Consider the following 12,922-nt stretch of genomic DNA (forward strand, 5'->3'; position numbering starts at 1 on the left):
GCCTGGGCTGGGGTTGCTCCACGCCGATCTGGGGCTACTCCACGCCGATGAGGAGGAGCGGGGACTGGGGCCCGCCCCGGTAGAGGACCGTGTCCACGGCCAGGCGGCCGTCGCGTACGCGCTTCTGGAGGCGCTCGGCCACCCCGTCCGCCACCTCCTCCCCCAGCACGAGCGTGACCATCTCGCCCCCCGCCGCCAGCATCCGGTCCAGCACGACCTCGGCCGTCGCCGAGACCTCCGCCCCGATGACCGCCACGTCGCCGTCGATGAGGCCGAGGACGTCCCCGGCCTGGCAGATGCCCGCGGTCGTCCACGACTGCCGCTCCGCGACGGCGAGTTCGGCGTACCGGGTCGCGCCGGCCGCGGCCGTCATCGCGACGACGTCCTCGTCGAAGCGCCGGTCCGGCTCGTGCACGGCGAGCGCGGCGATGCCCTGCACCGGGGAGCGGGTGGGGATGAGGGCGACGCGCACGCCTTCGGAGCGGGCCTGTTCGGCGGCCGCCGCCGCGGTGTGCCGGAGTTCGGCGTCGTTCGGCATCAGCACCACCTCGCGCGCGTGGGCGCGCCTGACCGCCTCGACCAGTTCGCCGCTCGCGGGCGGCTCCCCCACGCGCGCGTGCACGGTGGTCGCCCCCGCCTCGGCGTACAGCTCTCCCAGGCCCTCACCCCGTACGACGGCCACGATGCCGCGCTGCGCGCGCTCGCGCGGCGGCTGCGCGGCGCGGAGGGCGTGGACGTCGCCGACGCCGAAGTGCGTGATGCGGATGCGGTACGGCCGCCCCGCCTCGACCCCCGCCTCGACGGCCGCGCCCGCGTCGTCCACGTGCACGTGGACGTTCCACAGTCCGTCGCCGCCGACGACGACGAGGGAGTCGCCGAGCGCGTCGAGCCTCGTCCGGAGCCGGGCGACGGCGTCGTCGTCGGCCTCCAGGAGGTAGATCACCTCGAAGGCCGGGCCGGCGCCGTCGGCGCACTCGGTGGCCGGAGTCGCGCAGTCCAGGGCCGCGGTCCCGCCGTCCGCGGCGTCCGCCCGCGGCCGGCCGTTCCAAGAGGCTCCCGTGTGCCAGGGAGCCGTGGCGTTCCGGGCCCCGACGCGCTCCCCCGAGAGCGCCCCGACGAGCGCCCCGAGCACCGCCACGAGGCCGCGGCCCCCCGCGTCCACGACCCCCGCGCGGCCGAGCACCGCGAGCTGGCCCGGTGTCGCGGCCAGGGCCGCGCGGGCGCCGTCGTAGGCCGCGCGCGCCACCGTGCCGCAGTCACCCTGGGCCGCCTCGGCCGCCTCCGCCGCCGCCTTGGCGACCGTCAGGACCGTCCCCTCCACGGGATGGGCGACCGCCTGGTACGCCGACCCGGCCGCCCGCCGCAGCGCCCGCGCCAGGCACTCGCCGTCCACGTGAGGTACGTCACCCACAGGGCCGGGCGCGCCCTCGTGGTCGGCCAGCACCTGTGCCATGCCCCGCAGCAGCTGCGCGAGGATCGTGCCCGAGTTGCCGCGGGCCCCGATCAGCGCCCCGTGCGCCAGCGCGCGGACGGCCTCGGTCCGCGTGGGCACGGCGGGCTCCAGGCCCGAGAAGACGGCGTCGACCGCCTGGGTCGCCGACTCCATCGTCAAGTAGAGGTTGGTTCCGGTGTCACCGTCCGCGACCGGATAGACGTTGATCGCGTCGATCTCCTCGCGGGCCTGCCCCAGCGCGTCCAGAGCCAGTGCGCTCCAGGCGCGGATCGCGACCGCGTCGAGGTTCTGCGGCAACTGTGGCCTCCAAGAGAGCGTCCGGAACGGCCGTGACGGCGGGATGAGACGCAGCGTAGACCTGGTGCGGGAGGGGAGCGCGGGGCGGGCCCCGGGCGAGACATGGTAGTTTCGTTGTACCGAAGCAGTCGTTGTATGCTGCTCCGGTTGCCCGATACCCATCGGGACATTCCCCTGGCACCGCCACCCAGATCATTCGCTCTGATCCCGGCATGCCGGGATTAACCGTAAGTGCATCTGAAGTCTTTGGAGTGACCCGTGGCTGCCAACTGCGACGTCTGCGGCAAGGGGCCGGGCTTCGGCAACAACATCTCGCACTCGCACCGCCGTACGCCCCGTCGCTGGAACCCGAACATCCAGCGCGTGCGTGCCGTGGTCGGCGGGACGCCGAAGCGGCTCAATGCCTGCACCTCGTGCATCAAGGCCGGCAAGGTCTCGCGCTGACGCTAGTTCTGCGCGGCCACCTGGCCGGTTACTGAAAAGCCGGTCCCCTCGGGGACCGGCTTTTTCGCGCGATCACGCCCGTACTGTGCGTACGTACGCCAGCACTCTCCGCGTCTCCGCGCAGCGGCCACGGGAGCGGCTGCCCGGCGGCCTGTACGGCGGCCGAAGGAGCACCCCATCGGCATAGGAGACCCCGCTCACGACGAGTCGCGGTCCTCCACGGCAGCCGTGCCGTCCCGAAAACGCCAGCCGTGATCGACCGGGCCGATCCCGCCGCCGAGCGCGAAACCGGCGGCGATCGCCCCGGTGACGTACTCCTTGGCGGTCCGCGCGGCCTCGGGCACGGACCGCCCCCGCGCGAGCTGGGCCGCGATCGCGCTGGCCAGGGTGCAGCCGGTGCCGTGCGTGTGGCGGTTGTCGTGCCGCGCGGAGCGCAGCCAGTGCTCGTCGGTGCCGTCCGTGAGCAGGTCCACGGCCTCCTGGCCGCCGGGCAGATGGCCGCCCTTGACGACCACCCAGCGGGGCCCGTACGCGAGGAGGGCCTCGGCCGCGCGCCGCATCCCGTCCTCCGATTCGACGCGCAGGCCGGTGAGTTGCGCGACCTCGTCCAGGTTCGGCGTGGCGACCGTGGCGACGGGGAGCAGCTTCGTGCGCACCGAGTCGAGGGCGGAGGCGGCGAGCAGCGCGTCGCCGTGCTTGGAGACGCCGACGGGGTCGACGACGGCCGGGGCGTCGGTGCCGGCGAGCAACTCCGCGACCGCCTCGACCAGTTCGGCCGATGCCAGCATGCCGGTCTTCACGGCCTGCACGCCGATGTCGTCGACGACGCTGCGGTACTGGGCGCGCACCGCCTCCACCGGCAGCTCCCAGGCGCCCTGCACGCCCAGGGAGTTCTGCGCGGTCACGGCGGTGAGCACGCTCATGCCGTGGGTGCCGAGCGCGAGCATGGTCTTCAGGTCGGCCTGGATCCCGGCCCCGCCCCCGGAGTCGGAGCCCGCGACGGTCAGCACCCGGGGCGGCGCGGTGCCCGGCGCCATCAGTCGTGGCCCCCGTTGTCCCCGAAGTGGTCCCAGCCCTTGCTGGTCCACGGCGCGCCGTCCACGGTCACCTGCGGCATCGCCGAGGGGTTGAGGACCTCGCCGATGACCTTCCAGCGCGCGGGCAGCTTCACGTCGGCGGGGAACGTGGCGACGATCGCGTGGTCCTCGCCGCCGTTGAGCACCCACTGGAGCGGGTCGACGCCGACCGCCTGGGCGATGTCGTTCATCTGCGAGGGCACGTCCACGTCGCCGGAGCGGACGTCGATGCGCACCTTGCTGGCCTCCGCGATGTGGCCGAGGTCGGCGATCAGGCCGTCGCTGACGTCCGTCATGGCGGTGGCGCCGAGCCCGGCGGCCGCGGGACCCGCGTGGTACGGCGGCTCGGGCCTGCGGTGGGCCTCCACGAAGGCGCGCGGCGAGCGGAAGCCCCGGGAGAGCACCGCGTGGCCCGCGGCGGACCAGCCGAGCCAGCCCGTGACGGCCACGGCGTCGCCGGGCTGCGCGCCCGCGCGCGTGACGGGTTCGTGGTTGCGCAGGTCGCCGAGCGCGGTGATCGAGACGGTGATGGTGTCGCCACGCACGACGTCGCCTCCGACGACGGCGGCGCCCGCCACCTGGCACTCGTCGCGCAGCCCGTCCATCAGCTCGGTGGGCCAGCTCGCGGGGAGTTCGGCGGGGACGACGAGGCCGAGCAGGATCGCGGTGGGCACGGCACCCATGGCGGCGATGTCGGCGAGGTTCTGGGCCGCGGCCTTGCGGCCCACGTCGTACGCCGTGGACCAGTCGCGGCGGAAGTGCCGGCCTTCCAGGAGGATGTCGGTGCTCGCCACGACCCTGCGGTCCGGGGCGGCCACGACCGCGGCGTCGTCGCCGGGGCCGAGGCGTACGGCCGGAGTGGAGGTGAGCCGCGAGGTGAGCTCCTTGATGAGCCCGAACTCCCCCAACTCGCCGACAGTGCCCTTCATGCGCGTGCTGCTCCTTCTGCCGCGGTCCGCTTGCGGTCGCGAGCCGTCCCTGTCGTCGGTACGGTCGACGTGACCGTCAACCTCTGTTGTCCGTCCGCCGTGATGTGCGCGGCGCGGCTCCCCCGGGTCTCCCCGTGACGAGCGGCGACGCGGTACCGTGGCGTCCCTTCTCCCCACATGATCCTCGTGGCCGCCCTGGAGGTTCCGTGGTACAGGCGTACATCCTGATCCAGACCGAGGTCGGCAAGGCGTCGACCGTCGCCGAGCTGATCGGCAAGATCCCGGGAGTGATCCAGGCCGAGGACGTGACCGGTCCCTACGATGTCATCGTGCGCGCCCAAGCGGACACGGTGGACGAACTCGGCCGCATGGTGGTCGCCAAAGTCCAGCAAGTGGACGGCATCACCCGCACCCTGACCTGCCCCGTCGTGCACTTGTAGCCCCCGTCTACCCTTGGCCGGTGAACGTTTCCCGCCGGTTCTGCTCCCCGACCGGGCCGACCGCCCTCGCACTGCTGATCGCATGCGCGGGCTGCTCCTCAACGGACGACGGGGGGACGGCCGCGGTTCCCTCGCCGGGCACCGGCGTCACCGAGCTGTGCCGGAACCTGGACGAGCGGCTGCCGCGCGCGGTGGACGGTCTGGACCGGCGTGACCCGAAGCCCGCGTCGCCGCTCACCGCGGGGTGGGGGGACCCGGCGATCATACTGCGCTGCGGCGTGCCGCGACCGGGGAAGATGAACGACCCCGAAGCCGACGGCGTGACCGTGAACGGCGTGGGCTGGCTGCTGGAGAAGCGGACGGACGGCTCGTTCCGCTTCACCACGACGCTGCGCAAGGCCTACGTCGAGGTGACCATCCCCGAGCAGCGGACCGGGGGCGGCGTGGGCCCGCTCACGGACTTCGCCGCCCCCGTCAAGAAGGCGATCCCGGAAGGCATCGCGTAGCGAAGGCGGCGTACCGCCCGCGACGCCGCGCGCTAGCGCAGCCCCGTGGAGCGCCGCAGGGCCGCTTGGATCAGCCGGTCCACCAGCTCCGCGTAGGAGACCCCGCTCTTCTGCCACATCTGCGGATACATGGAGATGGGCGTGAAGCCGGGCATCGTGTTGATCTCGTTGATCACGAACCGGCCGTCATCGGTGAGGAAGAAGTCGGCGCGCACCAGGCCCTCGCAGGAGGCGGCCTCGAAGGCCTCGACCGCGAGCCGCTGGACCTCGGCGGTCTCCTCGGGCGTCAGCGGGGCGGGCACGATGCCGGGCGTCGAGTCGATGTACTTCGCCTCGAAGTCGTAGTAGTCGTGCGTCTGCACCGGCGGGATCTCGGCGGGGACGCTCGCGCGCGGGCCGTCCTCGAACTCCAGGACGCCGCACTCGATCTCGCGGCCGCGGAGCAGCGCCTCCACGATGATCTTCGGGTCGTGGCGCTGGGCCTCCGCGATCGCCTCGTCGAGGCCGTCGAAGGAGTCGACCTTGGTGATGCCGATCGAGGACCCCGCGCGCGCGGGCTTGATGAACAGCGGCCAGCCGTGCTCGCCCGCGAACTCCGCGATCTGCGCGCGGGCGGCCTTCTCGTCGCTCTCCCACGCGCGCGGCCGGATCACCAGGTACGGGCCGACGGGGAGGCCGAAGGAGGTGAAGACGCGCTTCATGTACTCCTTGTCCTGGCCGACGGCCGAGGCGAGCACGCCCGCGCCCACGTACGGCACGCCCGACAGTTCGAGGAGGCCCTGGAGGGTGCCGTCCTCGCCGTAGGGGCCGTGCAGCATCGGGAAGACGACGTCGACCTCGCCGAGCGCCTTGGGCACGGAGCCCGGCTCGCTGTAGACGACCTCGCGGTCGCTGGGGTCCAGCGGCAGCACGACGCCGCCCTCCCCCGACTCGGCGAGGTCGGTGACGTTCGGCACCTTGCGGTCGGTGATGGCCATCCGCTCGGGCTCGTCGGCGGTCAGCGCCCAGCGGCCGTCCGTCGTGATGCCGATGGGCAGCACGTCGTACTTGGCACGGTCGATGGCACCCAGTACGGCACCGGCGGTGACGACGGAGATGCCGTGCTCCGAGCTGCGCCCGCCGAACACGACGGCGACGCGCGGCTTCCGGGTCGGCTCGGAGCCCGGCTCGGGGCTCCGCTGAGGGCTCTGGGGGAGGTTCTCGCTGCTCATATCGCGTTGAGCGTACCCGCTGCCCAGCGACGTCAGCGCGTCACCGGCGCCCCGCGGGCCGGTCGGGCGGCCCTAACGGCTCAGCTCCGCTCCGGCTTGGCGCTGCGCGCCATCAGCTCCTTGAGGGCGACCATCGGCGGCGTGCCCTCGTGCACGATGCCCACGACGGTCTCGGTGATGGGCATGTCGACGCCGTGCCTGCGGGCCAGGGCGAGCACGGACTCGCAGGACTTGACGCCCTCCGCGGTCTGCTTGGTGACCGCGATGGTCTCCTCCAGGGTCATGCCCTTGCCGAGGTTGGTGCCGAAGGTGTGGTTGCGCGACAGGGGCGAGGAGCAGGTGGCCACCAGGTCGCCGAGGCCCGCGAGCCCGGAGAAGGTCAGCGGGTCCGCGCCCATCGCGAGGCCGAGCCGGGTGGTCTCGGCGAGCCCGCGCGTGATGAGCGAGCCCTTGGTGTTGTCGCCGAGGCCCATGCCGTCGGCGATGCCCACGGCGAGACCGATGACGTTCTTCACGGCGCCGCCCAGCTCGCAGCCGACCACGTCGGTGTTCGTGTACGGCCGGAAGTACGGGGTGTGGCAGGCGGCCTGGAGGCGCTGGGCCACGGCTTCGTCGCGGCAGGCGACCACGGACGCGGCGGGCTGCCGGGCGGCGATCTCCCGGGCGAGGTTCGGCCCGGTGACGACCGCGACGCGCTCGGCGGCGGCCTTGGTGACGTCCTCGATGACCTCGCTCATCCGCATGGCGGAGCCGAGTTCGACGCCCTTCATCAGGGAGACGAGGACGGTGTCGGGCGCGAGCAGCGGCGTCCAGGCACCGAGGTTGGCGCGCAGCGTCTGCGAGGGCACGGCGAGCACGGTGAAGTCGGCGCCGTCGGCGGCCTCGGCGGGGTCGGTGGTGGCGCGCAGGTTCCGCGGCAGTTCGACGCCGGGGAGGTAGTCGGGGTTCGTACGGGTGGAGTTGACCGCGTCGGCGAGAGCGGCGCGGCGGCCCCACAGCGTGACGTCGCAGCCCGCGTCGGCGAGGACCATGCCGAAGGCCGTCCCCCACGAGCCGGTGCCGAAGACGGCGGCCTTCAGGGATCGGGTCACTTGCTCTCCTCCGCGCTGCCCTGCTGTGAACTGCCCTGCCCCGTAAGGCCGCTGGCGCCCTGGCCGGTGCCGGCCCCCTGGGCCTTGCGGCGCTGCGCGATCCGTGCCTCGCGCGGGTCGTAACGCTTCTGCGGGGCCTTCTCGCCGCGCAGTTCCTCCAGGAGCGCGGTGATGTCCGCCATGATGGCCTCCGTGGCGTCCTTCAGGAGGTCGGGGGTCATCTCCTTGCCGTAGAAGCGCTCCAGGTCCACCGGCTCGCCGACGAGGACGTGGTGCGTCTTGCGCGGCAGGAGCCGCGGCTTCTTCGCGTACGGCGGCAGGACGTGGTTGGCGCCCCACTGGGCGACCGGGATGACCGGGCGCTGCGTCTGGAGGGCCACGCGCGCCACACCCGTCTTGCCCGTCATGGGCCACAGGTCGGGGTCGCGGGTGAGGGTGCCCTCGGGGTAGAAGGCGACGCATTCGCCGCGCTCGACGGCGTCGATCGCGGCCCGGAACGCGCTGAGCGCGTTCGTGGTCTCGCGGTAGACCGGGATCTGACCCGTGCCGCGCATGACCGCCCCGACGAACCCCTTCTTGAAGAGGCCGTGCTTGGCGAGGAAACGCGGAACCCGTCCGGTGTTGTACTGAAAGTGGGCGTAGACCAACGGGTCCAGATGCGAATTGTGGTTCACGGCGGTGATAAAACCGCCGTCGGCCGGGATGTTCTGCATTCCCCGCCAGTCCCGCTTGAACAGAACCAGCAGCGGCGGTTTACAGATCACGGCCGCCAGGCGGTACCAGAAGCCGATTCTGCGGCGGGACACTCGGACACCTTCCTCCATGAGCCTGGTCGGCCGCACAAGTGTCGCCCCAGGCTGCCGTCCTGTCGAGAACACCGTACGCCCACCCGTCCGCGGCCACCGCCTCCACACGGCCGCGGCACCGCGCTGACCGGCCATTTCGTGGACCCCGGCCGCTGGCGCCGCGCTCCTGGCAGGCCACAATGGGCCCGACGCGAAGGACGGAGCGCCCGTGCACTGGACCCTGGTGATACCGCTCAAACCCCTGGCGCGGGCCAAGAGCAGGCTCACTCCCGCCGCGGGCGAGGGGCTGCGGCCGGCGCTCGCCCTGGCCTTCGCCAAGGACACGGTGACGGCCGCGCTCGCCAGCGCCGCGGTAAGGGATGTGGTGGTCGTCACTGATGACGTCCGGGCGGGCCGTGAACTGGCCGCACTGGGCGCCCGCGTCGCCCCCGACACCCCGGGAAAGGGCCTCAACGCCGCCCTCGATCACGGTGCGGCGGTGGTGCGCGCGGCCCGGCCCGGGGCGCCCGTCGCGGCCCTGAACGCCGATCTGCCCGCCCTGTGCCCCACCGAATTGACCCGCGTACTCGACCGCGCCGCCGCATTTCCCCGCGCGTTTCTGCCCGATGCCGCGGGAATCGGCACCACGCTCCTGTCCGGATCCCCCGGCACGGAATTGCGCCCCTTTTTCGGCCCGGATTCCCGGGCCCGGCACACGGGCTCCGGGGCCGTGGAACTGGTGCTCGCCGATGTGGACTCCGTACGCCAGGACGTGGACACCGGCGGCGACCTGCGGGCCGCTCTCGCCCTCGGCGTGGGCCCGCACACGGCCGCGGCCGCGGCCGGGCTGCTCATCCCGGACTGAGTACGCTTCTGCTCATGCAGGCGACCGCGTACACGTACGACTCCGACACCCGCACCGGCAGCGTGCTGCTCGACGACGGCACTCCGGTGCCGTTCGACGCCCCGGCGTTCGACGCGGGCGGCCTGCGCCTGCTGCGCCCGGGGCAGCGGGTGCGGATCGAGGTGAGCGGCGAGGGCGAGGCCCGCCGGATCACGCTGGTCACGCTCCAGACGTTCTGAGCCGCGGCCCGGCGCGGCGATTCGTATACGTTTCCCCGCCGCGCGCACGCCGTGGGCACGCCGCGGGCCGGGCTCCCCTGCGGGAGCCCGGCCCGGTGCGTGAGTACCCCGTGCCCTCAGCGCTTGCGGGCGGTGGTCTTCTTGGCGGTGGTCTTGCGCGCCGTGGACTTCTTGGCGGGCGCCTTCTTGGCCGTGGCCTTCTTGGCGGGGGCCTTCTTCGCCGCGGCCTTCTTGGCCGTGGTGGCCTTCTTGGCCGGGGCCGCCTTCTTGGCCGTGGTGGCCTTCTTCGCCGGCGTGGCCTTCTTGGCGGTGGCGGCCTTCTTGGCCGTGGTGGCCTTCTTGGTCGCCGTGGCCTTCTTGGCGGTGGTGGTCTTCTTCGCCGCCGCCGTGGCCTTCTTGGCCGTGGTGGTCTTCTTCGCCGGGGTCGCCTTCTTGGCCGTGGTGGCCTTCTTGGCGGCGGCCTTCTTGACCGTCGAACGGGAGGAAGTGCCACCCGAGAGGCTACCCTTCGGCGCCTTCTTGACCGCGACGTCGTTCTTCGGGAGCTTCTTCGAGCCGCTCACCAGGTCCTTGAAGCCCTGACCCGCGCGGAAGCGCGGCACCGAGGTCTTCTTGACCCGCACGCGCTCACCGGTCTGCGGGTTGCGGGCGTACCGGGCCGGGCGGTCGACCTTCTCGAACGAGCCGAAGCCGGTGACCGAAACCCGGTCGCCGCCGACCACGGCACGGACGATGGCGTCCAGAACCGCGTCCACGGCGTCGGCGGCCTGCTGCCGGCCGCCGACCTTGTCGGCAATCGCTTCTACGAGCTGCGCCTTGTTCACGTCTTCCCCTTCGGAGACATTGCCTGAGCGAATGCGCCAGGCTTTTTCGCACGTTAGGCAGATATATACCGCAAATCAAACACGAAACGGGCTAATCACCCTTGTGCCGCAACGTTCTGGACTCTCGAGGAGTTCCTCGAAGGCCCGTTGAGGCCGGACGCTCAGTCGTCCCCGGGGATTCGGCCCTCGTCGCCCTCGTCGAGGTACGCCATCAATCGCTCCAGACGCCTTGCCGCATCGGCGAGATCGTGTTTGGCCGCGGCCGTAATGACCAGCAGCTTCCGGGTCAGCGCCATCCGTACGCCCTCCGGGACTTGCAGTGCGCGCACTCGGGAGTGCGCTTCCTTCAGCCGGTCCGCGACGAGTCCGTAGAGCTGGAGTTGGTCGTCGCGTCCCATGCACCGATTGTGCCATCTGGGGCGAGTTGTCGCCTCCGCAGGGGGTAACTACCCCCGCTCGGCGCCTTCCTGAGGATACCCGCACCCACAGTGTGCAAGGGGATTTCCAGCCTCTTCTTCCCTTCGGTTCAAGGCAGTTGGGACCACCCGTTCAGGTCAGCGGGGGCCGAAGGGGGCCGGAAAAGGGCCGGACACGGATGTACCCCCAACCGTCCACGATTGGGGGTACATCGGTGGGTCGCGGCCGGCTCGGCCGCCCGTGTGAGGGCGTCAGGCCCGTGCGGTGCTCGGCTTGTGGGCGGGGCGCAGGGCCTCGTAGGCGGCGATGTCCGGCTCGTTCTGGAGCGTGATGCTGATGTCGTCCAGGCCGTTGAGCAGCCGCCAGCGGGCGTTCTCGTCCAGCTCGAAGTCCGCCGTGACTCCCTGGGCGCGGACTTGGCGATCCCGCAGGTCAACGGTGATCTCGGCCTGCGGATCCGCCTCCGTCAGGGCCCACAGGGCGTCCACGGTCTCCTGCTCCAGGACCACCGTGAGCAGCCCGTTCTTGAGCGAGTTGCCCCGGAAGATGTCGGCGAAGCGGGAGGAGATGACGGTCTTGAAGCCGTAGTTCTGGAGCGCCCAGACGGCGTGCTCGCGCGAGGAGCCGGTGCCGAAGTCGGGGCCCGCGACCAGGACGGTGGCGCCCCGGCGCTCCGGCCGGTTGAGGACGAAGTCGTCACTCTTGCGCCAGGCCTCGAAGAGTCCGTCCTCGAAGCCGTCGCGGGTGACCTTCTTCAGCCAGTGGGCGGGGATGATCTGGTCGGTGTCCACATTGCTGCGGCGCAGCGGGACGGCCCGGCCGGTGTGCGTGGTGAAGGCTTCCATGGCTGATCAGACTCCGGCGGTCGCGGGGGTGTCGGTGAGGTCGGCGGGCGAGGCCAGCGTGCCGGTCACCGCGGTGGCGGCGGCCACCTCGGGCGACACCAGGTGGGTGCGGCCGCCCTTGCCCTGCCTGCCCTCGAAGTTGCGGTTGGAGGTGGAGGCGGAGCGCTCGCCGGGCGCGAGTTGGTCGGGGTTCATGCCGAGGCACATCGAGCAGCCCGCGTGCCGCCATTCGGCGCCCGCCGCGGTGAACACCTTGTCCAGACCCTCCTCGACGGCCTGGAGCGCGACCCGCACCGAGCCGGGCACGACCAGCATCCGTACGCCGTCGGCGACTTTGCGGCCCTCGATCACGGCGGCCGCCGAGCGCAGGTCCTCGATGCGGCCGTTGGTGCAGGAGCCTACGAAGACGGTGTCGACCTCGATGTCACGCAGCCGCTGGCCCGCGCTCAACCCCATGTACTCCAGGGCCTTTTCGGCGGCGAGGCGCTCCGAAGCGTCCTCGTACGAAGCCGGGTCGGGGACGCTCGCGGACAGGGGCAGGCCCTGGCCGGGGTTGGTGCCCCAGGTGACGAACGGCGACAGGGACGCGGCGTCGATGTAGACCTCGGCGTCGAAGACGGCGTCGTCGTCGGTGCGCAGCGTCTTCCAGTACGCCACGGCGGCGTCCCAGTCCTCGCCCCGCGGGGCGTGGGCGCGGCCCTGGATGTAGGCGAAGGTCGTCTCGTCCGGGGCGATCATGCCGGCGCGGGCGCCCGCCTCGATGGACATGTTGCAGATGGTCATGCGGGCTTCCATCGACAGCTTCTCGATGGCCGGGCCGCGGTACTCGATGACGTAGCCCTGGCCGCCGCCGGTGCCGATCTTCGCGATGATGGCGAGGATGAGGTCCTTGGCCGTGACGCCGTCGGGCAGTTCGCCGTCGACGGTGATGGCCATGGTCTTGGGACGCGCCATCGGCAGGGTCTGGGTGGCGAGCACGTGCTCGACCTGGGAGGTGCCGATGCCGAACGCGAGCGCGCCGAACGCGCCGTGGGTGGAGGTGTGGGAGTCGCCGCAGACCACCGTCGTGCCCGGCTGGGTCAGGCCCAGCTGCGGTCCCACCACGTGGACGACGCCCTGCTCGACGTCGCCCAGCGGGTGCAGGCGCACGCCGAACTCGGCGCAGTTCTTGCGCAGGGTCTCCAGCTGGGCGCGCGAGACCGGGTCGGCGATGGGCTTGTCGATGTCGAGGGTGGGGGTGTTGTGGTCCTCGGTCGCGATGGTGAGGTCGAGCCGCCGCACCTTGCGGCCCGCCTGCCGCAGGCCGTCGAAGGCCTGCGGGCTGGTCACCTCGTGCAGCAGGTGCAGATCGATGAAGAGGAGGTCGGGCTCGCCTTCGGCGCGCCGGACGACGTGGTCGTCCCAGACCTTCTCCGCGAGTGTCCTACCCATCGCTTTCCCTCCGACCGACCTCGTGCGCCGGCCCAACTAGAGAATGAGTTCGCCGACGCCGGCCCCCACAACACGCATGCCGACGTCGAT

Annotated in this window: 15 protein-coding genes; 5 read left to right on the top strand and 10 right to left on the bottom strand. The window is 72.1% G+C overall.

The genetic code is table 11. From position 1 onward, the window contains the following. Positions 1-34 precede the first annotated feature (34 nt). Entirely contained in the window at positions 35-1,750 is a 1,716-nt protein-coding gene (locus AC07GB_RS00420; protein ID WP_478841002.1) for a DAK2 domain-containing protein, read from the bottom strand. Between the two features lie 258 nt (positions 1,751-2,008). Between AC07GB_RS00420 and rpmB the strand changes: the two genes are divergently transcribed. Next, a complete protein-coding gene (rpmB, locus tag AC07GB_RS00425) occupies positions 2,009-2,194 on the top strand; it encodes a 50S ribosomal protein L28 (protein ID WP_030195073.1) in 186 nt (61 codons plus the stop codon). 197 nt (positions 2,195-2,391) lie between these two features. Here rpmB and thiD read toward each other — a convergent pair whose 3' ends face one another. Together thiD and AC07GB_RS00435 are read right to left on the bottom strand one after the other, a co-directional pair. Beyond that, positions 2,392-3,231, bottom strand: a complete 840-nt coding sequence (gene thiD / locus AC07GB_RS00430; RefSeq protein ID WP_478841003.1) for a bifunctional hydroxymethylpyrimidine kinase/phosphomethylpyrimidine kinase — start codon at positions 3,229-3,231, stop codon at positions 2,392-2,394. After that, entirely contained in the window at positions 3,231-4,199 is a 969-nt protein-coding gene (locus tag AC07GB_RS00435) for a thiamine-phosphate kinase (protein WP_478841004.1), read from the bottom strand. The genes thiD and AC07GB_RS00435 overlap by 1 nt, the downstream gene beginning before the upstream one ends. A 206-nt stretch (positions 4,200-4,405) precedes the next feature. On the opposite strand from AC07GB_RS00435, the gene AC07GB_RS00440 reads away from it, so the two are divergent. Together AC07GB_RS00440 and AC07GB_RS00445 are read left to right on the top strand one after the other, a co-directional pair. Continuing rightward, entirely contained in the window at positions 4,406-4,639 is a 234-nt protein-coding gene (locus AC07GB_RS00440) for an Lrp/AsnC family transcriptional regulator (protein ID WP_016642988.1), read from the top strand. Between the two features lie 20 nt (positions 4,640-4,659). Continuing rightward, complete coding sequence (locus AC07GB_RS00445) at positions 4,660-5,145, top strand: DUF3515 domain-containing protein (protein ID WP_478841005.1); 486 nt, start codon at positions 4,660-4,662, stop codon at positions 5,143-5,145. Between the two features lie 32 nt (positions 5,146-5,177). On the opposite strand, the gene AC07GB_RS00450 is transcribed toward AC07GB_RS00445, so the two are convergent. The 3 genes from AC07GB_RS00450 to AC07GB_RS00460 all read right to left on the bottom strand — a co-directional run bounded on the left by AC07GB_RS00450 (position 5,178) and on the right by AC07GB_RS00460 (position 8,253). After that, positions 5,178-6,356: a D-alanine--D-alanine ligase family protein gene (locus AC07GB_RS00450; RefSeq protein WP_478841006.1), complete on the bottom strand. Its 1,179-nt coding sequence runs from the start codon at positions 6,354-6,356 to the stop codon at positions 5,178-5,180. An 80-nt stretch (positions 6,357-6,436) separates the two neighbouring features. After that, on the bottom strand, positions 6,437-7,447 hold the full coding sequence (locus tag AC07GB_RS00455; RefSeq protein ID WP_478841007.1) for an NAD(P)H-dependent glycerol-3-phosphate dehydrogenase: 1,011 nt from the start codon (positions 7,445-7,447) through the stop codon (positions 6,437-6,439). Beyond that, positions 7,444-8,253, bottom strand: a complete 810-nt coding sequence (locus AC07GB_RS00460) for a lysophospholipid acyltransferase family protein (RefSeq protein WP_478841008.1) — start codon at positions 8,251-8,253, stop codon at positions 7,444-7,446. Before AC07GB_RS00460 ends, AC07GB_RS00455 begins: the two co-directional genes overlap by 4 nt. Positions 8,254-8,461: 208 nt before the next feature. Here AC07GB_RS00460 and cofC point away from each other — a divergent pair, with 208 nt between their 5' ends. Beyond that, a complete protein-coding gene (gene cofC / locus AC07GB_RS00465) occupies positions 8,462-9,097 on the top strand; it encodes a 2-phospho-L-lactate guanylyltransferase (RefSeq protein ID WP_478841009.1) in 636 nt (211 codons plus the stop codon). Positions 9,098-9,111: 14 nt separating this feature from the next. Beyond that, entirely contained in the window at positions 9,112-9,315 is a 204-nt protein-coding gene (locus tag AC07GB_RS00470; protein WP_478841010.1) for a hypothetical protein, read from the top strand. Positions 9,316-9,431: 116 nt separating this feature from the next. Here the strand turns inward: AC07GB_RS00470 and AC07GB_RS00475 are convergent, their stop codons facing one another. From AC07GB_RS00475 to leuC, 4 genes are all read right to left on the bottom strand, one after another. Beyond that, on the bottom strand, positions 9,432-10,139 hold the full coding sequence (locus AC07GB_RS00475) for an HU family DNA-binding protein (RefSeq protein ID WP_478841011.1): 708 nt from the start codon (positions 10,137-10,139) through the stop codon (positions 9,432-9,434). A 161-nt stretch (positions 10,140-10,300) separates the two neighbouring features. Next, positions 10,301-10,537 carry an SCO5555 family protein gene (locus AC07GB_RS00480; protein ID WP_478841012.1) on the bottom strand — a complete coding sequence of 79 codons (237 nt, stop codon included), beginning with the start codon at positions 10,535-10,537 and terminating at the stop codon, positions 10,301-10,303. 270 nt (positions 10,538-10,807) lie between these two features. Next, positions 10,808-11,401, bottom strand: coding sequence for a 3-isopropylmalate dehydratase small subunit (gene leuD, locus AC07GB_RS00485; RefSeq protein WP_478841013.1), 594 nt, complete (start codon positions 11,399-11,401; stop codon positions 10,808-10,810). Between the two features lie 6 nt (positions 11,402-11,407). Continuing rightward, positions 11,408-12,832: a 3-isopropylmalate dehydratase large subunit gene (leuC, locus tag AC07GB_RS00490; RefSeq protein ID WP_478841014.1), complete on the bottom strand. Its 1,425-nt coding sequence runs from the start codon at positions 12,830-12,832 to the stop codon at positions 11,408-11,410. Between the last annotated feature and the right edge of the window lie 90 nt (positions 12,833-12,922).

The sequence above is a fragment of the Streptomyces sp. NPDC045778 genome, from assembly GCF_056431945.1.

Coding starts and splice junctions, on each gene's coding strand:
- leuD (WP_478841013.1), bottom strand. CDS start 11,401: ATGGAAGCCTTCACCACGCACACCGGCCGGGCCGTCCCGCTGCGCCGC.
- thiD (WP_478841003.1), bottom strand. CDS start 3,231: ATGGCGCCGGGCACCGCGCCGCCCCGGGTGCTGACCGTCGCGGGCTCC.
- AC07GB_RS00470 (WP_478841010.1), top strand. CDS start 9,112: ATGCAGGCGACCGCGTACACGTACGACTCCGACACCCGCACCGGCAGC.
- AC07GB_RS00450 (WP_478841006.1), bottom strand. CDS start 6,356: ATGAGCAGCGAGAACCTCCCCCAGAGCCCTCAGCGGAGCCCCGAGCCG.
- AC07GB_RS00435 (WP_478841004.1), bottom strand. CDS start 4,199: ATGAAGGGCACTGTCGGCGAGTTGGGGGAGTTCGGGCTCATCAAGGAG.
- AC07GB_RS00480 (WP_478841012.1), bottom strand. CDS start 10,537: ATGGGACGCGACGACCAACTCCAGCTCTACGGACTCGTCGCGGACCGG.
- leuC (WP_478841014.1), bottom strand. CDS start 12,832: ATGGGTAGGACACTCGCGGAGAAGGTCTGGGACGACCACGTCGTCCGG.